We start from the raw sequence: 22,983 nt of genomic DNA on the forward strand, positions 1-22,983 counted from the left end.
GCGCATGTCAGCTAAGAGACAAAAAATATCACGATTTAAGAGTTAAATTTACCTTAAATTATCAACTAAAAGCAGGTTTGATTTTGTTAATAAATCATTGAAATATGTTGCTGTAAATTGGTAAAAAAAAATCTAAAAAGTGTATCTTGGCACGTTTTGAAACTAATATAATATTTTAATATAACAACTTATGTCTGAAGGAGAAAAGTTAATTCCTATTAACATAGAAGATGAAATGAAGTCAGCTTACATTGATTATTCAATGTCTGTAATTGTATCTCGAGCGCTTCCAGATGTTAGAGATGGTTTAAAGCCTGTACATCGAAGAGTTCTTTATGGTATGTATGATTTAGGAGTTTTTTCAAATAAAGCCCATAAAAAATCCGCCAGAATTGTAGGAGAGGTTCTTGGTAAGTACCATCCGCACGGTGATACTTCTGTATACGATGCCATGGTGCGTATGGCTCAGGAATGGAGCATGCGTTATTTATTAATTGACGGTCAAGGTAACTTTGGGTCTGTTGATGGTGATAGTCCTGCAGCAATGCGTTATACTGAGGCTAGAATGCGCAAGATTTCTGAAGAAATCATGGCAGATATCGAAAAAGAAACAGTCGATTTTCAATTGAATTTTGACGATACTTTATATGAACCTAAAGTAATGCCCACGCGTGTTCCGACTTTATTAATAAACGGCGCAACAGGAATTGCAGTAGGTATGGCTACTAACATGCCACCACACAACCTTACCGAAGTAATTAATGGAACATTAGCTTATATCGACAATAACGATATTGAGATTGACGAGTTGATGACACATATTAAAGCACCTGATTTTCCAACAGGAGGTATTATCTATGGGTACGAAGGAGTTCGTGAAGCTTTCAAAACTGGAAGAGGACGTATTGTCATGCGTGCTAAAGTTGGTTTTGAAGAAGTAGATGGAAGGGAGTGTATCATTGTTACTGAAATTCCATACCAAGTCAATAAAGCAGACATGATTAAGCGTACTGCTGATTTGGTAAACGATAAAAAAATCGATGGTATTGCTAATATTCGTGATGAATCGGATAGAAACGGAATGCGTATTGTGTACATCTTAAAACGTGATGCTACTCCAAACGTAGTTTTAAATACACTTTATAAGTTTACACAATTACAGTCTTCATTTAGTGTAAACAACATCGCCTTGGTAAAAGGACGTCCGCAAATGTTGAATCTGAAAGATATGATTCATTATTTTGTAGAGCACCGTCATGATGTGGTTATTCGTAGAACACAATTTGATTTACGCAAAGCCGAAGAAAGAGCTCATATTTTAGAAGGTTTGATTATTGCTTCAGATAATATTGACGAAGTAATAGCATTAATTAAGGCGTCTAAAAATACTGAGGAAGCTCGTAATAAATTGATGGAGAGATTTCAGTTATCTGATATTCAATCTCGTGCCATTGTCGAAATGCGTTTACGTCAATTAACAGGTCTGGAGCAAGACAAGTTAAGAGCGGAGTACGAAGAGATCATGAAATTGATTGATCATTTAAGAGCATTATTAGCTGATATTAATTTGAGAACGGCTTTGATAAAAGAAGAACTTGAAGAAATTCGTGATAAGTACGGTGATGAGCGTCGTTCTACCATTCAATATTCTGGTGGAGACGTTAGTATTGAGGATTTGATTGCCGATGAAAATGTTGTAATTACAATTTCGCATGCAGGTTACATCAAACGTACCAACTTAACAGAATACAAAACTCAAAATAGAGGTGGAGTTGGACAAAAAAGCGCAGGAACTCGCGATCAAGATTTCTTAGAACACATGTTTGTGGCTACAAACCATCAATATATGATGTTCTTTACTCAAAAAGGAAAATGTTTCTGGATGCGTGTGTACGAAATTCCAGAAGGAAGTAAAACAGCTAAGGGTAGAGCCATTCAAAACTTAGTGAACATTGAAAGCGATGACAAAGTTAAAGCTTTCATTTGTACCCAAGACCTTAAGGACAAAGATTATATCAATAGTCACAACTTAATCATGGTTACAAAACAAGGTCAGGTAAAGAAAACTTCATTAGAGAAATACTCAAAACCGCGTGTAAATGGGGTGGCGGCTATTACAATTAAAGAAGGTGATGAGTTACTTGAAGCAAAATTAACTGATGGCGAAAGTCAAATTATTTTGGCAGTTAAATCAGGTAAACTTGTTCGTTTTGAGGAAACTAAAACACGACCAATGGGTAGAACAGCGTCTGGGGTTCGCGGAATTAGCTTGAAAGACGAGTCGGATGAAGTAATTGGCATGGTTACTGTAGCCAAAGATAATATCAACGATTCACAAATTCTTGTTGTAACTGAAAACGGATACGGAAAACGTACCAAATTAGTTGACGAGGATGGAGAAGATGTGTACCGTATTACTAATCGTGGTGGTAAAGGTGTCAAAACACTTAATATTACCGAGAAAACAGGAAACTTAATATCGATTAATGCAGTTACTGATGCTGATGATTTAATGATTATTAATAAATCAGGACTTACAATCAGAATGGCAATTGAAGATTTACGTGTAATGGGGCGCGCAACTCAAGGAGTGAAATTGATCAATTTGAAAGGTAAAGACTCAATCGCTGCGGTAACTAAAGTAATGAAAGACGATGTTGCCGAGGTTGTTGTTGACGAAGATGGAAATGTTTTAGAAACAGTTGCTATCGAAAGAGTTAAACCTGTATTGGAAGTGTTAGAAGAAGAAGTTGTTGAAGAGGATGAAGACGACGAAGATGAAGTTATCGAGGACGACGAAGATGTTGAAGACGAAGAAGAATCTGAAGAATAAACATAAATTAAAACAATTATAAATTAAATTAGAATACCATGAACAGTAAATATGTAGTATTAGCATCAGCGTTATTGATATCAGTAACTACTTTTGCTCAAAAAGACCAAATTAAAGCTGCTGAAAAGGCTTTAAAAGGTGGTAAATCTCAAGAGGCGGCCACATTTTTAACTGAGGCGGAGTCATTAATTGCTAATGCAGCAGATGCTGAAAAGGCACAATTCTTTTTTGTTAAAGGAAATACATACCTAGATTTAGCTAATAAAAATGTAAATACCGATGCTAGTCTTTCAACCGCTGCCAAAGCTTTTCAAGATTTGCTTGATGCTGAAAAAGCGTCAGGGAAATCAAAATTTTCTGCACAAGCAACAAAATCAGTAACTGATATCAAAATTAAATTGATCAATAGTGCTATTGCAGATTCTAAAATTGAAAAACATGCAGAAAGTTCTAAAAAGTTATACGATGCCTACTTGTTAGATAAAAAAGATACCATCAATTTGTACTATGCAGCTTCAACTTATGTAAATGCTAAAGATTACGACAAAGCTTTGGAACTTTATGGGACTCTGAAAACTTTGAATTATTCTGGTAAGGGCACCAGTTTTTTTGCTGTAAATAAGTTAACTTCTCAGGAGGACTTCTTTACAACTGCACAAGAAAGAGACCGTATGGTGAAACTTGGTACACATGAAAAACCAAGAACAGAGGTTGTACCTTCAAAAAGAGGAGAGATTATTAAAAACATGGCTTTAATCTTGGTTGAAAAAGGAAGAGTTGAGGAGGCTAAAAAAGCAATTTCAGAGGCACGTAAAGCAAATCCAGAAGATGGGTCTTTGGCTTTGACCGAAGCTAATTTGTACCTAGAAACGAAAGACTATGACACTTACAAAAAACTAGTTTCTGAAATTTTAGAAAAGAATCCGAATGATGCCGAGCTAATTTTTAATTTGGGTGTTCTTAGCGCTAATGCGAAAAACGTAGTTGATGCTGAGAAATATTATAAAAGAGTAATCGATATCAATCCTCAATACGTGAATGCTTACATTAATCTTGCTGCCATGAAATTGGAAGATGAGAAGGTAATCATTGATGAGATGAATAAATTAGGAAATTCTACTAAAGATCAAAAACGTTACGATGAATTGAAAAAGAAAAGAGAAGATTTGTTCAAAGCAATGATTCCATTCTTAGCAAAAGCAGTTGAATTAAATCCAACAAATCAAGATGTATCTAAAACATTATTAGGTGTTTATAATGCTCTTGAAATGACTGCTGAGGCAAAAGCTTTGAAAGCAAAAATGTAATTCAAAATTGTATTTAAATAAAAAACCTGTCTTGAAAGAGACAGGTTTTTTTATGTTTTGTAGGTTTTTAAAATTATTTGAACGAAATGGTAAAAGTGGTTCCTTCATTCGTTTTACTATTAACCGAAATATTGCCGCCCAAACTGCTGATATGATTGTAAACCAGATACAATCCGATGCCACTACTGTCTGAATTATCATGAAATTTTTCATAGAGGCCAAAGACTTTATCTTTTACTTTTTCTAAATCAAAACCAATTCCCTGGTCGCTAAAAATTAATTGTTTGATACCATTATTATATTTTGTAGTTATAAAAATATTTGGTGAACTATCAGCTTTACTATATTTAATGGCATTGCTTAACAGGTTTAAAAAGATACTTTGCAAATAGCCTTTATTAAAATCTATTTCGTCAAAAGCAGTAAAATCAGTTGCTATAGTAGCTTTAGAGTTTAAAACCAATGATTTGATTGAAGCTGTTACTAACGCCAAAGTTTCGGGAATATTTAGGGTTTCAATTTGGGCGTGTAAATTTTCATTAACAAGTAGTTGATCAAGTGAATCATTGAGTGTATTTCTTAAATTTTGACTTGTTTCCTGTAAAATGTTTATTAATTCTAGAGTTTCGCTATCGTCAATTTTCGAACTGTCTATCAAGTTGAAAACAGCAAGCATATTATTCAGTGGCGATTTTAAATCATGCGAAGTTTTATGTGAAAGTACTGTAAGTTCCTTATTGATTTGAGTTAGTTTTGCTAGTAAAATATTGCGTTCTTCTTCCCTTTTTTTTGTATGAGTAATATTTTTTGCAATAGCATATACTAACTTTTCTTCCATTACAGGCATTGAAGTCCACGACAACCAAATGATTTCTCCACTTTTTGTTAAGTATCGATTTTCAAAATTAAGAAGTGGTTTGTTTTTGTAGACCTGCTCCCTGGTTTCAATTGTATTTTTTAAATCAGCTTCATGCACAAAACTACTTATAGGTCTAGCATAAAGTTCTGCTTCTGTGTATCCTAATGTTCGAGACACAGCTGGATTTATTCTTTTAAAATAACCGTCAAAACCTGCAATACAAATAAAGTCTGCAGATATTTTAAAGAAATTATCAAAATGATAAATTCCCTCAGAATCAGGATTTTCTTTGTTTTTAGTCATGATTATTTCACCTAATGATACTGTTTCTAAGCTAAATAAAAAATTAAGAAATGTTTATATTTTGTTTTGACGATTAAACAGTTCGTTTCCAAATCTAGTCAATATTTGTCTATTACACGGGTAATTTTATCACAATGTTTTTAACATTAAATCTTAAACAAAAAAACAGACTCTTTGTTGTAGAATCTGTTTTTTTGTACTTTGAATTATTGTGATAGTGTTATAGTTTAAATATCCCACCAAAAGCTATGATTCTTTGCAAAAAGAAAAAATCTTGTGAAGCACTATCCGCGGTGCTTTGCGTGGTGCGAATGTCTGGCATGTTGATGTAACCGCCTTTGATTTCTCCTTGAATATAAAAATGTTTAAAAAAAGTAACATTTACACCTGCTTTTACCGAAGCTCCATATCCTGAAACATGAAAATCGTCGTGTCGCTCTTTGCCAAGCAAAGTAGTATTAGTTTTCGGATAAAGTACTCCTGCGCCAATACCTTCCGTAAGATTCACTTGAATTTTATCAGTATTCGTAATTTTAAATAGTTTGGAAATATCATCATAACGCGATACTTCAGTATGTACATAGTTTAAACCATCGGTGTGCTCGTACATTAAAAAATCTTCAGTCAATTCAATCGAGGAATTATTATATACTCCGTCAAAAGGCGTTCCTGCTGCAATTGTACCACTAATATTAGCCGTTTGACCTTGAGTCATCACATATTTCATGTGGTCAACTCCAAGGGCTACACTATAATGATCATTAATAAAGTAACCCAAACGCAAATTAGTTTGTGGGATGGTCATTTTAGTGGGGTTGATATAGTCAACGTGCCAACCCTTAGGTTTGTCATGCGCCGTTATGTTATTTAGGGTGAAATTATAATCAGCACCCTTAAAAGTCACATCAGATTTACTATATGTTTCTCTGTTTCCGCCCCATGATACAAAAAACTTCCCTTTATTGTGTGCTGTATATTTATCTTGAATTTTAATATCGTCTTGAGCTTGAACCCTATTTCCAGCCAAAACTGTTAAAAATGCAGATATAAAAATTATTTTTTTCAATTGTTTAGTTCTCAAAAATTAGAATTTATTCACAGTTTGTCTAATAGCCACAAGCTTAGTCATTAAAGCTTCAAAATAATCTAAATGTAGCATATTAGCACCGTCACTTTTAGCATTAGCAGGATCAAAATGTGTTTCTATAAAAATTCCATCTACTCCTGTTGCAATTCCGGCCTTGGCAATCGTTTCAATCATATCTGGGCGTCCACCCGTCACACCTGCAGTTTGATTGGGTTGTTGTAAAGAGTGCGTTACATCAAGTACCGTTGTAGCATAGTTTTGCATTGTCGGAATACCTCTAAAATCAACAATCATGTCTTGGTACCCAAACATTGTTCCTCTATCCGTAACCATCACATTGGTATTGTTGCAATCCAGCACTTTTTGAACGGCATGCTTCATACTTTCTGGACTCATGAATTGTCCTTTTTTTAAATTCACAACTTTACCAGTATTAGCGGCTGCAACTACCAAGTCAGTTTGACGTACTAAGAAAGCAGGAATCTGCAATACATCAACATATTGAGCAGCCATGTCAGCATCTTCATTGGTGTGAATATCAGTAACGGTTGGAATATTAAAAGTTTCAGAAACTTTTCTTAGAATTTTTAAAGCTTTTTCGTCTCCAATTCCCGAAAAACTATCTATTCTAGAACGGTTTGCTTTCTTAAAGGAACCTTTAAATACAAATGGAATTTGAAGATTGGTAGTAATTCCAACTAATTTTTCAGCAATTTGTAATGCCATTTCTTCGCCTTCAATAGCGCATGGTCCAGCCAATAAGAAAAAATTGCCGCTATCAGTATGCTTAACTAAAGGGATATCTTGTATGTTCATAATGTGTTGTTTTTTAAAGTTGCAAAGATAGTCAGGTTTTACAAATTTGTTGGCGATTTTATTTTTTTTAGGAGCTCTTTCCTGCTATCCGTTGCAATCTTTTGCTTTTTGAAAATAAAAAGCAAAAGGATTTCCACTGCTATCAGGGCTAGGAACGATTATTTTTTTAAAGTAAAACCCACGGGAACCATCAAAATTCCTTTTTCATAGATGTTTAAGTAAAGTAAAACAGGTTTATTTTGACCTTGCCATTTAATCTGATATACATCTAAGAAACCTGCACCCATATCGCTTTTTGTGGTTGGAAAAGGACAACAGCTTTCTAATTTTTCATAACTTATTTTTTCGCCTTTTGGCCCAGCCAATGCATTCAAAAATCGTTCTTGGTTAATGGCTGTATTTGCTGTTCCGCTAAAAAATAAATTTATCGGGTAATCTTTGTCGTATCCATATTTTTTATCAGTGCTAAATTGAGTAATTATAAAGGTGTTGTTTTCGCTCAATCGTAGGTTTGGTGCCGAGTCATCGGTGTTTTTTAAAGTTGATTTGGTGCTAGTGCAAGAGCTTAGTTGTAGTGCCAAGATGGTTAAGAGGAGTAATTTTTTCATGCTAGGTGGTTTTTTATATTTGTTTGTAGCGCTTTTTACGAGTTCAATTTCTAAAACAAAGATAATTGAAACTAATATGTATTGTATTTCTACATTCAAAAATTACAAGTGTTAATTGAACTTTGCAAATGCTTCTTATATTTGTCTAAAAAATTCAAGAATATGGAAATAATTTTTCAAACCTGGCCTTGGTATATTTCAGGTTTTTTGATTGGTATGATAATGCTGGCACTTACTTATTTTGGAAAAGCTTTCGGGATGTCTTCGAACCTGCGCTCACTTTGTGCAATGTCTGGATTGGGTAAAAAGGTTTCATTTTTTAATTTTGATTGGAAATCGCAGCGTTGGAATTTAGTTGTGGTCCTGGGTGCTATGCTTGGTGGATTTGTAGCAGTTCAATTCATGAGCGACCCTTCTAACGTTAGTTTAAATCCTGCTACAGTCATACAATTAGAACAAATGGGTATTGATGCGCCAAATGGTAAACTGATGCCTGCGGCTCTTTTTGGGTCTGATGCAATTGCAAATCCTGCCACTCTTATTTTATTAGTTATTGGCGGAATTTTAATTGGTTTTGGCTCCCGTTATGCCGGCGGATGTACGTCTGGTCATGCTATTTCTGGCTTGAGCAATTTGCAAATTCCATCTTTAAAAGCGGTTATTGGCTTTTTTATCGGAGGCTTATTGATGGCTCATTTTATTTTGCCTTATCTTTTATCCTAATCATTTTAAATAGTTCAAAATGAAAAATATAATAAAATATCTTTTAGTGGGTTTTGTTTTTGGAATTGTCCTTACAAAGTCCGAAGCCGTTTCGTGGTACCGAATTTACGAAATGTTTCAATTTCAATCTTTTCATATGTTTGGTATTATTACCGTTGCAATTGTAACTGGAGTAATAGGGTTACAGCTAATCAAGCGTTTTAATGTTAAGGACAGTTCAGGTGCAGCGATTAATATTCCTGATAAGGAAAAAGGAAATGCCAGATATTGGATTGGTGGTCTTATTTTTGGATTGGGTTGGGCATTAGTTGGTTCTTGTCCAGGACCAATTTTTATATTAATTGGCGCAGGTTTTTGGAGTGTACTTATTGTGTTGTTTGGCGCGCTATTGGGTACCTTTTTGTACGGTGTCATTCGTTCAAAATTGCCTCATTAAACTAGAAGTAGTAAACTCAAATTAAAGCAAAAAACCTACTCGAGATCAAATCAAGAATAGGTTTTTTTATTGTTTTTAAACGAATTAATTACACTATTTCAGCGCTAATTCCTGCCTCGAGCAGTTGCGTACATTGCGGTTTTAGCTTTTCAATAGGTCCCGTTTTTACGGTACATTTTCCGTTATAGTGTACAATTAAGGAACATTGCTCTGCTTGCTCAGGAGTATGATCGCATACACGAATGAGAGTTTCAATAACATGATCAAAAGTGTTGACATCGTCGTTGTACACTATAATTTCATTTTCAAGCTGCACAGCCTCTTTTAAACTGACTCTTTCTCTAACTTTTTCTTTAGTACTCATTTTATTTGCTTTTTGTACTGTGATTATTACTTTTTACAAATATTAGTTCTAATTTACGTATTTTAATGATACCCAGTTGTTTCTTTCAAATTTTTTAACATAGGTCAACCCTTTTTCAGTGCATGACGCATCGATAAACGGGATGTCTTCTTGGTAAAAGCCACTCAACAACAAAGTCCCACCCGGATTTAAACAATCCACATATCTTTGCATATCATTTAATAAAATATTGCGATTGATGTTGGCAATAATCAAGTCGTAATTTTTCCCTGCAAGTAAAGCAGCTTCGCCTTCATACACGGTAATGTGTTTGCAATTGTTGCGTGCTGCATTTTCAATCGAGTTCAAATAACACCAATTGTCAATATCAATAGCATCAATTGGTTGTGCGCCTTTCATTTCAGCTAAAATAGCTAAGATTGCCGTTCCGCAACCCATATCTAGTGTTTTAAGACCAGTAACATCCATTTCTAGTAAATGCTGAATCATCATGTGTGTAGTTTCATGGTGACCAGTTCCAAAACTCATTTTTGGTTCAATTACAATATCAAACTCTGCATCAGTTTTTGGGTGAAAAGGAGCTCTCACATGGCAATTCCCGTCTACGTCAATTGCTTCAAAGTTTTTTTCCCATTCTTCATTCCAGTTTACTTGCTCGATTTCTTCAAATGTGTAATCAATTTCAAATTCTTCTGAACTTAAAATTTGTACTCCTTCTAAAATCATTTCGTCCCAAAGGTCTTTTTGTACAAAAGCTGAGATGCCGTTTTCTGTTTCGGTGAAACTTTCAAATGCTTTTTCTCCTAATTCAGCAATTAAAATTTCTGAACCCAATTCTTTTGGACTTATCGTAAAATGGTAGCCTATATAAATGTTTGACATGCTTATTTTTTTTGCAAAGGTAACAATAGCGTAGCAAATGCATTTGATATTTAAATAATATTTTACATTTGTAGGACAAACACACAACAAAATAATGAAAAAAATTGCCTTAATCATTGCGCTTGCTTTTTACATGAATTGTTCTGCTCAAGTGTCTATTAAACGAAGCAATCAAGACAATGATTTAAAACTTTCTGCTTTGCCCTATTATAGTTTTGGAAAAGGAATTGGGATCACTTCGCCAGATAGCTTGTACCAATTAAATATTAGGTTCCGAATGCAAAACAGAGTTACCTACTTAGATAATGAAGGAGCTGCAGCTTCCTATGATGGGCAAATTCGTAGGTTGCGATTGCGCTTGGATGGTTATGTGGGCTCACCAAAATTTTTATATGCGGTGCAATTGTCATTTGCCCCGGGCGATGTAGGTGAATTTAGAGAGGGAGAAAATATAAACATTATTCGCGATGCTGTGCTATTTTACAGACCCAACAAAAATTGGAATCTCAGTTTTGGTCAAACGAAATTACCTGGAAATAGACAACGTGTAAATTCGTCAGGAGGATTGCAGTTGACCGATCGCTCCATCAATAATGCTAAGTTTACTATTGATCGTGATTTTGGTTTTCAAGTTCACAATTTGAATGAATTTAAGGATGCGTTTTCGTATAATTTTAAAACTGCCATTTCAACGGGAGAAGGCCGAAATATTACCGATAACGCTGATGCAGGTTTAGCTGTAACTGGTAAAGTAGAATTGTTTCCGTTTGGCGCTTTTGCAAAAGACGGTAGTTATTTTGAGGGAGATATTGTGCGAGAACCAAAGCCTAAATTAATGCTCTCCGGAGCTTTTCAGCAAAATAATCAAGCCAAGAGAACGCAAGGACAATTAGGAAATGATTTATTTCAAGCTCGAACTATGAAATCCGTTTTGTTGGATGCTATGCTCAAATACAATGGTTGGGCTTTCATGAGTAGTTATATGTCTAGAACCACGAGTAAGAACGCTGTTACTTTTAGCCCTACTGACGCAAGCCTTTTTAATTTTGCTTATGTTGGTCATGGATTTGACCATCAAGTCAGCTATAATTTTGTATCAAATTATGAAGTAATTGGTCGTTTTTCAACTCAAAAGGTCGGAACTGATATTCAGACTTTGGCTCCCAATACCAAACAATATAGTTTAGGACTCACCAAGTATATTTGGGAACATGCCTTTAAAGTACAAGGTGAAATTAGTTTTGATACACTAACTTTTTATTCAGGTGACAGAAAAAATAATTGGTACGCCCGTTTTCAAATTGAAATTGGGATCTAAAATAAAAAAACCGATGCTGTTAGAGCATCGGTTTTTTTTGTTTTAAATAGGAGTTGTTTTAGATTGCAGTAACAATTGCAACAAAATCATCTGCTTTTAAAGCAGCACCACCAATTAATCCGCCATCAACATCTGGCTTAGAGAAAATTTCTTTTGCATTTTCAGGTTTAACACTTCCTCCGTAAAGTATAGAAACAGTATCAGCGATATCATTTCCGTATGTTTTGCGAACAGTTTCTCTGATGAATTCGTGCATTTCTTGCGCTTGCTCTGGCGAAGCAGTTTCACCTGTGCCAATAGCCCAAACTGGTTCGTAAGCCAAAACAACTTGCTCCCAATCTTTTGCTTCAATTTGAAATAAACCATCTTTTAATTGGTTTTCTACCACATTAAAATGATTGGCTGATTGACGGTCCTTTAATTCTTCGCCAAAGCAAAAAATAACAGTCATATCATGTTCTAAAGCTGTGTTAACTTTGTTTGCAATGAGTGCATCAGTTTCGTGAAAAATGGCACGTCGTTCAGAGTGACCTAAAATAACGATATCAACACCAACACTTTTCAACATGTCTGCTGAAATTTCTCCGGTGAATGCACCGCCTTCAGCTTGGTGTACGTTTTGCGCTGCAACCTTGATATTAGTAAATTCTAAATGATCTACTGCCGATGCTAAATTGACAAATGTAGGTGCAACAATTACGTTTGTATCTGTATCAGTTGGAATTTTAGCGATTAATTCATTCAATAAATCTTCTGTTTGCTCCGCATTTTTATGCATTTTCCAGTTTCCAGCAACAATCTTTTTTCTCATTATAATTCTCTTGTAAGTTTATTAGTTTTTTCGTGTGTGTTAAAGTAGTAGATTACTTTAAACTTTCTAGTGTTTCGTTAATTTTATCAAAGTCGGTTTCAATGGCTCTGTAAAGAACGATTTTACCTGTTTTGTCCACGATAATGTAACGCGGTATCCAATCGATGTCCATTGCTTTTCCAAAAACACCCTTCATTTGGTCATTGGCCATATAGTGATCTCCCACCAAAGCGTGTTTCTCGATACCAGACTTCCATTTGTCAGCAGTTTTATCCATTGAAATAAATACGTAATCAACATTTGTGTGAGCAGCTTGCATTTCTTTTACCTTAGGCATTGCTTTTACACAGTCACCACACCACGAAGCCCAAACTTCAATTACTACGGTTTTACCTTTGTGTTTCTTTAAAATGTTTTTAAATGCTACTTGGCTACCATTTGGTGCCAAAAGCGTCTCTGATAATGCTGTTTTTGAGAATGCGGTTTTTTGCGCATTAGTATTACATGAACAGCTCAAGATTACTAGAAATAGTGCTATTAATTTTTTCATTTTTATTTTCTTTTTAACAAAGTTACGTAAACAAATGTAATGCCAAATAGAGAAAAAGCATTTTTGAAATTATTATTCGAAAATCACAAATTTATATCGTTATCGTATAATAATTGTGTAACAAATTTTCGTTTTTGCTCTGTATCATTTTACGTTCAACCATAAAAAAAGTCGTAAAACTCATGAGAGTATTTACGACTTTGTAATTTGAACTTTTTTCTACCACTTAATTTGATCCAAGTCTTGATGATGTACTTTTTGTTTTACGGTACCTTTTTCAAGAAGTATAATACTTGGATTTGCTCTTTCAATAGTTTTAACTGTGATTGCATCACAAAAATAAAAATCAAAATTGTAACCGTATTTTTTTTGAGCCGCAGCTATATCCTCTGGTAATGAAGCCGTCATTCCTACAACCTGATACCCTTTTGCGATAGCGGTTTTACTTAAATTTGCTAACTTTTTCATCCCATCGGCATCAGCATTTGGTAAATCATAAGCCGTAATTAAAAGTAATTTAGGAGCATTTAAAAATTCATCTTTATAATCAGAACCATCTTTTTCCATAATAAAATCATGAATAGGCGGTACGTAGCCTTCAGTAATTACCTTGTCTTTTCGGTCAACAAAAACGGCTCCTTCTGGTATCGCCATTAAATCAGCTTCTTTGAATTCTTTAGCAACACCGTCTACTTTGTAAATAAATACCATTTCAACTACTGATTTTGCAGCGCCATCAGGAATTTTCATGCCTGCTTGAATGCTGTTGCCCACTTTGTAAGGTCTAAAATCGATGATAGGCAAGTGGTTTAAAACCCAATAGCCCATGAATGCCGAAGCTGCAATGCTTGCTAAAAACAAAGTATTTTGCAAAGCGGCAGGAAATAACGGTTTGATGAGTTTTTGGTTTCGGTACAAAATCAAAATAAAAACTAACAATACCACATCTTTTGTAAATGATTCCCAAGGTGTTAATTTTAAAGCATCACCAAAACAACCACAATCTTTTACCACATTAAAATAAGCCGAGTAAAAAGTTAAGAATGTGAACAAGACAATTAAAATCAGTAAGCTCCAAACTGTAAACTTTGTTTTGTAGCCAATTAATAGCATTACGCCCAAAACCACTTCAAGTATTACAAGAAATAGCGCTATTGCTAAAGCAAAAGGGACGAAAATTGGTAGGTTAAAAACGGGTTCGCTGAAGTATTCGGCGAGTTTGTATGAGAATCCTACTGGGTCATTTAACTTGATTAATCCTGAAATGATAAAAAGGATTCCGACAAATATTCTTGAAAATTGAGTAATTGAATTTTTCATGTAAAGAAATTATTTTTGAGAGCCAAAGCCCATTAAAATTAGTGCGAAAACCGCATAATTAAGCATGTCTTGATAATTAGCATCAATTCCTTCGGATACCAATGTTTTTCCTTTATTGTCCTCGATTTGCTTTACGCGAAGCAGTTTTTGTAAAATTAAATCGGTTAAGGATGCCACACGCATTTCGCGCCAAGCCTCACCATAATCGTGATTTTTGGCTTCCATGAGTTCTTTGGTTAAAGAAATTTTAGCATCATACAGAGCGGTTGCTTTGGCCACTTCAAGATCGGGTTGCTCTACGACTCCAAGTTCCAATTGTATTAAAGCCATTACCGCATAATTGATGATGCCGATAAATTCGCCTGTTTCATCCTCATCAATTTTTCGAGTTGTGTTTTCTTGAAGACTCCTAATGCGCTGTGCTTTGATGTAAATTTGATCAGTTAGTGATGGGAGTCGTAAAATGCGCCAAGCACAACCGTAATCTTTCATTTTGTTAACAAAAAGGCTGCGACATGTAGCAATCACGGCATCATATTCTTGTGAAGTATTCTTCATTATTGCTGTATATTTGTATTCAATTTTTTTCAAAAGTAAAGAATTAAGACCGAAGTTCAAAGTTCCAAAGTTGTTACACCACTCATATTAAACTTTCATCTTGCTGGTTTGGGCCTTACCACAAAAGGAATTGAATTAAAACAAGTATAAAATGACAATTAACTGTAAAGGAAATTTAATCGATTTAAGTAGTCCGAAGGTAATGGGGGTTTTAAATATTACACCCAATTCTTTTTTTGATGGTGGAAAGTATAAAGATGAAACTGCTTTTTTGACTCAGGTAGAAAAAATGCTTCAGGCAGGCGCTACTTTTATTGATGTAGGAGCTTATTCTAGTAAGCCAAATGCGGAGTTTGTAACCGAGCAAGAGGAAATTGAGCGCATTGTGCCCGTAATTGAATTGATTTTAAAACATTTTCCTGACACATTATTATCGATAGATACTTTTAGGAGTGCTGTTGCAAAAGCTACTCTTGATAGCGGTGCAGCTCTTATAAATGATATTTCGGCGGGGAGTTTAGATGCTGAAATGTTTGAAGTTGTGGCTAAATACAATGTTCCTTATATCATGATGCACATGCGTGGCAATCCGCAGACGATGCAAACTTTGACAAATTATGATAATGTAGTAAAAGATGTACTGTTTTATTTTTCTGAAAAAATAGCATTAGCACGCAGTTTTGGAATCAATGACCTCATTGTAGATCCTGGCTTTGGCTTTGCTAAAACTGTAGCTCAAAATTTTGAAATTTTCCAAAAATTAGACCATTTTCATATTCTTGAGTTGCCGTTGCTTGTTGGTATTTCTCGCAAATCGATGATATATAAAACTTTAGAAACAACCGCTCAGGAAGCCTTAAATGGTACAACAGTCTTGAATACTGTTGCGCTAACCAAAGGTGCTAAGATACTGAGAGTACATGATGTGAAAGAAGCTATGGAGTGCGTTACTTTACTTCAAAACTTGAAATAATTATTAATCAATTTATTGATGGTGATAGGGTTCGTTTCGCAAAATAGTAAAGCCGCGGTACAATTGTTCGATAAAAAATAACCGGACCATTTGGTGTGAAAAAGTCATAAGCGAAAGAGAAATTTTGCCTTGTGCTTTGGCGTAAACAGTGTCGGAAAATCCGTAAGGACCGCCAATTACAAATACCAAAGTTTTTACTCCTGAATTCATTTTCTTTTGTAATTCGGCCGAGAAACCTACGCTTGAGAAATTTTTACCGTTTTCATCAAGCAGAATCAATTGGTCAGTTGTATTAATTTTTGAGAGTATTAGTTCTCCTTCTTTTTCCTTTTGTTGGCTTTCGCTAAGGTTTTTTACATTTTTGATGTCGGGAATAATTTCGAGATCAAATTTGATGTAAAACGACAACCGTTTAGTATAATCGTCAATTAAAGTTTGTAATGCCTTATTGTCGGTTTTTCCTATTGCGATAAGCTTGATATTCATAAAAGTAATGCTTTTGGGCAAAGGTAGTCCTAATCTTGGATAAGGAAAAGTGGTTTGAATTAAAATTCAAGCCAGATTTTGTCAATGTACAATTCAAAAGTTTCGGCTACTTTGTTACCAATCAAAAAAGTAATTTCTTCGAGATTTCCGCCGGTGTAATTAGGTAAATCTAATTGTCGTCCTCTGTAAAAAGGGGGTAATTCTGCAACTGGAATTTTGATTACTTCCCAGTCTGTACCTGTAGTGAAAGTATAAGTAAAGGCGTGTTGTTCTGATCTAAACTGCTTCACACGAAATTGATATTGTTTACCATCGCCCTTTAAATGTAGAAAAACTGTAGCTTTTTGTGATATGCCGCTATGTTGACAATCTAGTTTAGTTGCGCAAAAACCGCCATTATTTTCTAGAGATACTTTACCTTTAAACAGCACGAAGTTTTTGCGTTCAATTCTCATCTCGCTGTTTGAAATGCCTCCCATCACGGTGTCGTTTACGGTACGCCAAGTATCAAAATCTTCTTTTCGGCTTGAATCGAAAAGAATAATGGTTTCCAAAGAGTTTGTTTCCATTTTTTACACTTTTGGTAATGGAGCACCGACTGCAATATCACAGCGGTGATTTTCTTGGCCATGTGGCGGATTCATTCCTGCTTCAGTGACTACAGGTGCTGGAATTGTTGCAGGCTGTGCTGCAGTATTTTGTGGTGCCGAATTTTGTGTTGCTGCAGGAGTTGGAGCTACGGGGGTGCTTAATGAGGCACCAACAGGTATATCACAACGGTGTCCTGGCTGACCATGTGCTGGATTTGCGTCAGCGCTAGTTGACGCCACGGCTGAACTTGTTGCTGGAGTAGAATTTGGAACTTCACTTTTCATTTGGCGTCCTACCTCTGTAAAAGGAACTACAATTTTATTTGGCACAGGCTTTTGAGTTTCTTTGTTGCAAGAAGTCAATGTAAGGAGCGCAACAGCGCTATAATAGAGCAATGATTTCATAATAGTTCATTCTTTAGAAACTCAAAGATACTTGATTATTGCTATTTGCCAAAATAATTAGGGTAGGGTTTTGGTACTAGAAATTTGATATTGAAAAAGTTTTTTTATCATATTTTTAATAAAGTTGCTTGTTTCCAAATTTCCTAGTCCGCAAAATATAACCTATTTTAGCAATTCAAAAATTATCGAAAAATGATCAGCGAAAAACAGTTCGAAAAAGAATTACAATTAATTATTGAAAATGCAATTCGAGAAGATGTAGGAACCGGAGATTACAGTTCACTAGCTTGCATTCCTATTGATGCAGCAGGAAAAGCGAAGTTATTGGTAAAAGAAGATGGGATCATCGCTGGTGTAGCTTTTGCTAAAAAGGTTTTTGCATACGTTGATGCTGATTTGCAAGTTGAAACTTTTATCGAAGATGGGAATTTTGTAAAAAAAGGAGATGTCGTTTTTCATGTTAGTGGTAGTTCACAATCCATCTTGAAAGCAGAGCGAGTAGTTTTAAATTCGATGCAAAGAATGTCTGCAATCGCTACAAAAACCAATCAATATGTACAATTGTTAAAAGGAACTCAAGCTAAAATTTTAGATACTCGAAAAACTACACCAGGATTTAGGGCTTGTGAAAAGTGGGCTGTAAAAATTGGTGGTGGAGAAAATCATCGATTTGCGTTGTATGATATGGTTATGCTTAAGGATAATCATAATGATTTTGCTGGGGGAATTACGTTGGCAATTGCAAAAACCAAAGCTTACCTAGAAGCAAATAAGCTCGATCTAAAGATTATTGTAGAGGCTAGAAATTTAGCTGAAATTGAGGAAATATTAGAAAGTGAAGGTGTTTTTAGAATTCTAATTGACAACTTTAACTTTGAAGATACCAAAAAAGCAGTTGCGCTAATTGGAGATAAATGTCTGACAGAATCGTCCGGAAATATTAACGAAAGTACGATTAGAGCGTATGCAGAATGTGGCGTAAATTACATTTCGTCAGGAGCATTGACACACTCTGTTTATAACATGGACTTGAGTTTAAAAGCAATATGAATCTCTTATTAGAAGATAAACTTGTTAAAATGCCTGTTATTAGGCATGTAATCTCGGGACTTCAAAAATTGAAGTTACCATGGTTACAAGGTTTGTCTTTATATGATTTGATTGTGCTCTATAGTAAAGGAATTGTTGAAAGTGCCGTTCCCTATCATGCCAGTGCCATTGCTTTTAGTTTTTTTATGGCTTTGTTTCCGTTTGCACTTTTTATTTTGAATCTGATTCCTTTTATCCCAATTGATGGTTTTCAGGAGGATTTTTTACTATTTGTTAAAGATGGTGTTCCGCCTAATACCTATGATGCTATTTATAAAATCATTAGTGATATTTTGAATAATAGTGATTCTGGTTTGTTGTCTTCGGGTTTTATGTTATCTATTTTTTTGATGGCAAATGGTCTAAACGGAATTCTTGGTGGTTTTCAAACTTCAAGACATGTTATTGTAAAAAGGGGTTTTGTTAGGCAGTATTTGGTGGCTTTAGCAATGTCTTTGTTGTTGTCTGTTTTACTTTTGGTTACCGTAGCAACCATTGTTGTTTTTGAAGTTTTGTTGCAAAAAACTGTATTTAGCGACCAAGTTTTACTAATTGTCGCAGGTAGATATGCCTTTGTAATTTTGATGATTTTGCTTACTACGTCGGTACTTTTTAAATTCGGAACTAAAAGAGTAGGCAATAGAGCATTTATCTCGATAGGATCTGTATTCACAACAATTTTAATTTTGATTGATTCCTATCTTTTCGGGATTTGGGTAACCAAGTTTTCTAAGTACAATGAGTTGTATGGCTCCATTGGAACGCTTTTAATTTTGATGTTTTACATCTGGATTAACTGTGTAATTTTGTTGTTGGGATTTGAATTGAATGCAACAGTCTCTAAGTTGCGCGCAAAAAAAGAGTAGTTTAAAAGGGAATAGTTTTAGTAAAAAAATAATAAAAATAAGAGTAGAATGAAAAAAGTGATTACCGCAGTAGCAGTTATGATTTCAATGGCTTTTTATGGCCAAAATAATCAAGTAGTTGGTAAATGGAAAACTATTGACGATGAAACAGGTAAGCCTAAATCTACGGTCGAAATTTATGAACGTGGTGGACTTTTGTATGGTAAAATTGTTGATATCGTAGAGGCAGATAAAAGAAAAAGCATTTGTACCTTATGTACTGGAGAAGATAAAAACAAACCAGTAATGGGTCTTGTTATCATTAAAGGTCTTAAAAAAGATGGTAAAGAATACAATGGAGGTAAAATTGTAGATCCAACAACCGGAAAGCAGTACAAATGTTTTATTGTACTTGAGGGGAATGATAAATTAAATGTACGAGGGTACATTGGAGTATCTCTTTTTGGTCGCACTCAAACTTGGAATAGAGTTAAATAAATGTCTCATTAAGATTTTGAATAAATCAAAAACGTAAAGTGAAAAGCTTTCAAAATAAAAAGATAATACATGTATTTTGTTGAAGTAATTTTGCCGCTATCTTTGGCTAAGACCTTTACGTATGCTATTTCAGAGGAAGAATATAAGTTCATTCAAAAAGGGATGCGCTTAGCGGTTCCGTTTGGTAAAAGTAAAATTTATACAGGTTTAGCGATAGCCATGCATCAAAACGCTCCTGTTTTGTATGAAGCAAAAGAAATTCACCAAATATTAGACGAAAAACCAGTTGTTACTGAGATTCAAATACAACATTGGCAATGGATTGCATCGTATTACATGTGTGCTATTGGTGATGTGTACCGAGGTGCCATGCCAAGCGCTTTGCTATTGGAGAGTGAAACTGTTATTTCGCAGCAAACTAGCTCAATAATAGATGTTTCGCTCTTAAGTGACGATGAGTTTTTAGTATACGAGGCATTACAACAACAATCTACCTTAAAAGTTAACGATATCATTGCAATATTGAACAAGAAGAATATTTTTCCTGTCATTCAAAAGTTGGTAGATAAAAATATTTTAGTACTTCAGGAAGAGATTCAAGAAAGTTATAAGCCCAAATTGATTCGATATGTGCGCTTGCACTCTCAATATGTTGGCGATTTGGGTTTGGGTGTTTTGCTAAACAACTTAAAAAACGCTCAAAAACAACGAGAAATTGTGATGTCTTTTTTTCAACTTAGTGCAAGTGAAAAAAAGCCGATAACAGTAAAGAAATTAGTAGAAATAACACAATCATCAACTGCAGTTGTTAAAGCTTTAATAACAAAAGAAATATTCGAAGAGTATTTTTTAGAAACAGATCGTGTAGAATTTGGAGCTAAAAATGCCAGCGAACTAAAATTGAGTAATCAACAAGAGGAAGCGAGCTTGGCTATCAAGGCAGTTTTTGAGTCTAAAGAGGTGTGCTTGTTGCATGGTGTAACCTCAAGTGGTAAAACGGAAATCTACATTCAGCTTATTCAAGAATATTTGAATTCAGGGTTACAAACCTTGTATTTGTTGCCTGAAATTGCTTTGACTACTCAATTAGTCAGCCGGTTAAATGCTTATTTTGGTAACAAAGTGGCTGTTTATCATTCCAAATACAATAATAATGAGCGTATTGAGGTATGGAGGCAGGTCTTGTCAAATTCAGAAAAAGCGCAAGTTGTTATTGGTGCCCGTTCTGCTTTGTTTTTACCATTTTCAAATCTGGGTTTGGTGATAGTAGATGAAGAGCACGAACAAACATTTAAACAAGTAGATCCTGCGCCACGTTATCATGCGAGAGATGCGGCTATTGTATTGGCTCATTCTCATAAAGCAAAGGTATTACTGGGATCCGCAACACCAAGTGTCGAAACCTATTACAATGCACAATCCGGAAAGTTTGGATTAGTTGAGCTTAGTAAACGATACGGTAATGTGCAGCTGCCGGTCATTGAATTGGTTGACTTAAAAGATAAATATTTCAGAAAAAAAATGACAGGCCATTTTAGTGATGTTTTAATTGCTGAGATGGGGCAAGCGCTCTCGTTGGGCGAACAAGTAATTTTGTTTCAAAATAGAAGGGGTTATTCACCCGTTGTAGAATGTATGACTTGTGGGCATGTGCCTCAATGCCAACAATGTGATGTAAGTTTGACTTATCATAAAAATAAAAATCAGTTGCGCTGTCATTACTGTGGTTATACTATGGCGAAACCTACCAATTGTCATTCGTGTTCTAGTATTGATTTGTTGACTAAAGGATTTGGTACTGAGCAAATAGAGCAGGAGTTACTTTCTATTTTACCAAATGCTAAAATAGGACGTATGGACCAAGATACGACGAGAGGTAAGTTTGGTTTTGAACGTATTATTGATGCTTTTAAAAATAGAGAAATTGATGTTTTGGTTGGTACGCAAATGTTAGCCAAAGGATTAGATTTTGATAATGTAAGCTTAGTTGGTATTTTAAATGCTGATAATATGCTTTACCATCCAGATTTTCGTGCCTTCGAGCGTAGTTATCAAATGATGACACAAGTGGCAGGTAGGGCAGGGCGCGCTCAAAAACAAGGCAAAGTAATTATTCAAACCTATAATGTCAATCACAATACTATTCAACAGGTTACCAGAAATGATTATGCTGCTATGTATAAAGAACAATTGTATGATCGGCAAATTTATAAGTATCCACCGTACTTTAGAATCATTAAGCTTACTTTAAAACAGCGTGATTATGATAAGTTGAAGCAAGGTTCTATGTGGTTGTATCAGGTTTTACAACAAAATTTAAATATGCCTGTTTTGGGTCCAGAAGAGCCGGCGATTAGCAGAATTCGTAACGAATATTTGCGAACTATTATGATTAAACTGCCTCAAAATGTTGGAGTTGCTTCAACAAAAAAAACTATCCAGAAAATCCTGAATAGTTTTGAAGCTGTTGCGCAATACAGAGCAATTAAAGTTTCTGTAAATGTTGATTTTTATTAAGAAAAAGATAAAGCTTTTACTAGATCTTCTTTTTTGTGGCGACTCAGAGGTATTTTTGTTGACCCTATTTCGGCAAATTTACTATTAAAACGTTCCACCTTGTCAATGTTGATGATATATGATTTGTGTACACGTACAAACTTTTCCTTTGGTAAGTCGCTTTCAAAAGCCTTCATTGTAGATAAAACTAAATTGCTATCATCTTCAGTAACTACTTTCACATAATCTCCAAATGCTTCAATCCATTTGATTTTTGATGTAAATATTTTTAATTTTTTAAGATTACTTTTAATGAAAATGTGATCACCTTCTTCGTCTTTGTTTTCTTTTTTAAGTAAATGAAAATCAATAGCTCTTTTAACAGACGAATTAAAACGATCGATTGCAATTGGTTTTTGCAAATAATCGGTAGCATCATAATCAAAAGCTTTCATTGCGTATTCTGCTTTTGAGGTGATAAAAATGATCTGAGGTTTTACTTTTAAACCATCCAAAAAATCGAATCCACTAATTACTGGCATCTCAATGTCGAGAAAAATCAGATCAACATTGTGAATAGACATGCAACTACGCGCTTCAATAGCATTAGAAAAATCACCAATTAAATGTAAGCTTTGGTGATTATTAACTAACTTTGCAATGATCATTCTTTGTATCGAACTATCATCTACAACTACACAGTTAAGTTTCATAATTTAGATTTTTTAAGATTTGGCACGGTAAACATAGTAATTATTTTTTGATCTGCAACCAGTTAACCTCCTTTTTTTGTCATACGTCGAATAAAAATCAAATAAAGTTGCTT

General features: G+C 34.7%; 24 protein-coding genes. 10 read left to right on the plus strand and 14 right to left on the minus strand.

What is annotated here, in order from left to right; translation table 11 throughout:
* Window positions 1–190: 190 nt before the first annotated feature.
* Together gyrA and G9Q29_RS04425 are read left to right on the plus strand one after the other, a co-directional pair.
* Window positions 191–2,833 carry a DNA gyrase subunit A gene (gyrA, locus tag G9Q29_RS04420; protein WP_166133740.1) on the plus strand — a complete coding sequence of 881 codons (2,643 nt, stop codon included), beginning with the start codon at window positions 191–193 and terminating at the stop codon, window positions 2,831–2,833.
* A gap of 38 nt (window positions 2,834–2,871) precedes the next feature.
* Entirely contained in the window at window positions 2,872–4,140 is a 1,269-nt protein-coding gene (locus G9Q29_RS04425) for a tetratricopeptide repeat protein (RefSeq protein WP_166133742.1), read from the plus strand.
* A 73-nt stretch (window positions 4,141–4,213) separates the two neighbouring features.
* Here the strand turns inward: G9Q29_RS04425 and G9Q29_RS04430 are convergent, their stop codons facing one another.
* From G9Q29_RS04430 to G9Q29_RS04445, 4 genes are all read right to left on the minus strand, one after another.
* Window positions 4,214–5,302 (minus strand): PAS domain-containing sensor histidine kinase, encoded by a 1,089-nt coding sequence (locus G9Q29_RS04430; RefSeq protein ID WP_166133744.1) that lies wholly within the window; start codon window positions 5,300–5,302, stop codon window positions 4,214–4,216.
* Between the two features lie 220 nt (window positions 5,303–5,522).
* Window positions 5,523–6,368: a hypothetical protein gene (locus G9Q29_RS04435; RefSeq protein WP_166133746.1), complete on the minus strand. Its 846-nt coding sequence runs from the start codon at window positions 6,366–6,368 to the stop codon at window positions 5,523–5,525.
* Between the two features lie 18 nt (window positions 6,369–6,386).
* Window positions 6,387–7,205, minus strand: a complete 819-nt coding sequence (gene kdsA, locus G9Q29_RS04440) for a 3-deoxy-8-phosphooctulonate synthase (RefSeq protein WP_166133748.1) — start codon at window positions 7,203–7,205, stop codon at window positions 6,387–6,389.
* 158 nt (window positions 7,206–7,363) lie between these two features.
* The gene (locus tag G9Q29_RS04445) at window positions 7,364–7,813 is read right to left on the minus strand and encodes a 2-dehydro-3-deoxyphosphooctonate aldolase (RefSeq protein ID WP_166133750.1); all 450 of its coding nucleotides are present in this window, start codon (window positions 7,811–7,813) and stop codon (window positions 7,364–7,366) included.
* A gap of 162 nt (window positions 7,814–7,975) precedes the next feature.
* Between G9Q29_RS04445 and G9Q29_RS04450 the strand changes: the two genes are divergently transcribed.
* Together G9Q29_RS04450 and G9Q29_RS04455 are read left to right on the plus strand one after the other, a co-directional pair.
* Window positions 7,976–8,536, plus strand: coding sequence for a YeeE/YedE family protein (locus G9Q29_RS04450; RefSeq protein ID WP_166133752.1), 561 nt, complete (start codon window positions 7,976–7,978; stop codon window positions 8,534–8,536).
* A 19-nt stretch (window positions 8,537–8,555) separates the two neighbouring features.
* Window positions 8,556–8,972 carry a DUF6691 family protein gene (locus G9Q29_RS04455; protein WP_166133754.1) on the plus strand — a complete coding sequence of 139 codons (417 nt, stop codon included), beginning with the start codon at window positions 8,556–8,558 and terminating at the stop codon, window positions 8,970–8,972.
* Between the two features lie 88 nt (window positions 8,973–9,060).
* Here the strand turns inward: G9Q29_RS04455 and G9Q29_RS04460 are convergent, their stop codons facing one another.
* Together G9Q29_RS04460 and prmA are read right to left on the minus strand one after the other, a co-directional pair.
* The gene (locus G9Q29_RS04460) at window positions 9,061–9,336 is read right to left on the minus strand and encodes an ATP-dependent Clp protease adaptor ClpS (RefSeq protein ID WP_166133756.1); all 276 of its coding nucleotides are present in this window, start codon (window positions 9,334–9,336) and stop codon (window positions 9,061–9,063) included.
* A gap of 48 nt (window positions 9,337–9,384) precedes the next feature.
* Window positions 9,385–10,218: a 50S ribosomal protein L11 methyltransferase gene (prmA, locus tag G9Q29_RS04465; protein WP_166133758.1), complete on the minus strand. Its 834-nt coding sequence runs from the start codon at window positions 10,216–10,218 to the stop codon at window positions 9,385–9,387.
* Between the two features lie 94 nt (window positions 10,219–10,312).
* Here prmA and G9Q29_RS04470 point away from each other — a divergent pair, with 94 nt between their 5' ends.
* Window positions 10,313–11,536, plus strand: coding sequence for a porin (locus G9Q29_RS04470; protein WP_166133760.1), 1,224 nt, complete (start codon window positions 10,313–10,315; stop codon window positions 11,534–11,536).
* A gap of 58 nt (window positions 11,537–11,594) precedes the next feature.
* On the opposite strand, the gene tpiA is transcribed toward G9Q29_RS04470, so the two are convergent.
* The 4 genes from tpiA to G9Q29_RS04490 all read right to left on the minus strand — a co-directional run bounded on the left by tpiA (window position 11,595) and on the right by G9Q29_RS04490 (window position 14,775).
* Window positions 11,595–12,347 carry a triose-phosphate isomerase gene (gene tpiA / locus G9Q29_RS04475; RefSeq protein ID WP_166133762.1) on the minus strand — a complete coding sequence of 251 codons (753 nt, stop codon included), beginning with the start codon at window positions 12,345–12,347 and terminating at the stop codon, window positions 11,595–11,597.
* A 52-nt stretch (window positions 12,348–12,399) separates the two neighbouring features.
* Window positions 12,400–12,897: a TlpA family protein disulfide reductase gene (locus G9Q29_RS04480; RefSeq protein WP_166133764.1), complete on the minus strand. Its 498-nt coding sequence runs from the start codon at window positions 12,895–12,897 to the stop codon at window positions 12,400–12,402.
* Between the two features lie 219 nt (window positions 12,898–13,116).
* Window positions 13,117–14,217 carry a BT_3928 family protein gene (locus G9Q29_RS04485; protein ID WP_166133766.1) on the minus strand — a complete coding sequence of 367 codons (1,101 nt, stop codon included), beginning with the start codon at window positions 14,215–14,217 and terminating at the stop codon, window positions 13,117–13,119.
* 9 nt (window positions 14,218–14,226) lie between these two features.
* Window positions 14,227–14,775, minus strand: a complete 549-nt coding sequence (locus tag G9Q29_RS04490; RefSeq protein ID WP_166133768.1) for a DUF1599 domain-containing protein — start codon at window positions 14,773–14,775, stop codon at window positions 14,227–14,229.
* Window positions 14,776–14,926: 151 nt separating this feature from the next.
* Here G9Q29_RS04490 and folP point away from each other — a divergent pair, with 151 nt between their 5' ends.
* On the plus strand, window positions 14,927–15,748 hold the full coding sequence (gene folP / locus G9Q29_RS04495; RefSeq protein ID WP_166133770.1) for a dihydropteroate synthase: 822 nt from the start codon (window positions 14,927–14,929) through the stop codon (window positions 15,746–15,748).
* A gap of 12 nt (window positions 15,749–15,760) precedes the next feature.
* Here folP and rlmH read toward each other — a convergent pair whose 3' ends face one another.
* The 3 genes from rlmH to G9Q29_RS04510 are packed head-to-tail and all read right to left on the minus strand — an operon-like array spanning window position 15,761 to window position 17,229.
* Window positions 15,761–16,234, minus strand: a complete 474-nt coding sequence (rlmH, locus tag G9Q29_RS04500; protein ID WP_166133772.1) for a 23S rRNA (pseudouridine(1915)-N(3))-methyltransferase RlmH — start codon at window positions 16,232–16,234, stop codon at window positions 15,761–15,763.
* Between the two features lie 59 nt (window positions 16,235–16,293).
* Window positions 16,294–16,803 (minus strand): CIA30 family protein, encoded by a 510-nt coding sequence (locus G9Q29_RS04505; protein ID WP_166133774.1) that lies wholly within the window; start codon window positions 16,801–16,803, stop codon window positions 16,294–16,296.
* A 3-nt stretch (window positions 16,804–16,806) separates the two neighbouring features.
* Window positions 16,807–17,229 carry a hypothetical protein gene (locus G9Q29_RS04510; protein WP_166133776.1) on the minus strand — a complete coding sequence of 141 codons (423 nt, stop codon included), beginning with the start codon at window positions 17,227–17,229 and terminating at the stop codon, window positions 16,807–16,809.
* Between the two features lie 192 nt (window positions 17,230–17,421).
* Between G9Q29_RS04510 and nadC the strand changes: the two genes are divergently transcribed.
* The 4 genes from nadC to priA all read left to right on the plus strand — a co-directional run bounded on the left by nadC (window position 17,422) and on the right by priA (window position 22,178).
* Window positions 17,422–18,279, plus strand: coding sequence for a carboxylating nicotinate-nucleotide diphosphorylase (gene nadC, locus G9Q29_RS04515; protein WP_166133778.1), 858 nt, complete (start codon window positions 17,422–17,424; stop codon window positions 18,277–18,279).
* The gene (locus G9Q29_RS04520) at window positions 18,276–19,184 is read left to right on the plus strand and encodes a YihY/virulence factor BrkB family protein (RefSeq protein WP_166133780.1); all 909 of its coding nucleotides are present in this window, start codon (window positions 18,276–18,278) and stop codon (window positions 19,182–19,184) included. The genes nadC and G9Q29_RS04520 overlap by 4 nt, the downstream gene beginning before the upstream one ends.
* A gap of 48 nt (window positions 19,185–19,232) precedes the next feature.
* On the plus strand, window positions 19,233–19,661 hold the full coding sequence (locus G9Q29_RS04525; protein WP_166133782.1) for a DUF2147 domain-containing protein: 429 nt from the start codon (window positions 19,233–19,235) through the stop codon (window positions 19,659–19,661).
* A 69-nt stretch (window positions 19,662–19,730) separates the two neighbouring features.
* Window positions 19,731–22,178 (plus strand): replication restart helicase PriA, encoded by a 2,448-nt coding sequence (gene priA, locus G9Q29_RS04530; RefSeq protein WP_166133784.1) that lies wholly within the window; start codon window positions 19,731–19,733, stop codon window positions 22,176–22,178.
* On the opposite strand, the gene G9Q29_RS04535 is transcribed toward priA, so the two are convergent.
* Complete coding sequence (locus G9Q29_RS04535; protein ID WP_166133786.1) at window positions 22,175–22,870, minus strand: LytR/AlgR family response regulator transcription factor; 696 nt, start codon at window positions 22,868–22,870, stop codon at window positions 22,175–22,177. The two genes, priA and G9Q29_RS04535, sit on opposite strands and share 4 nt — an antisense overlap.
* Window positions 22,871–22,983: the final 113 nt, after the last annotated feature.

Source organism: Flavobacterium turcicum, assembly GCF_011365745.1.
Lineage (GTDB): Bacteria > Bacteroidota > Bacteroidia > Flavobacteriales > Flavobacteriaceae > Flavobacterium > Flavobacterium turcicum.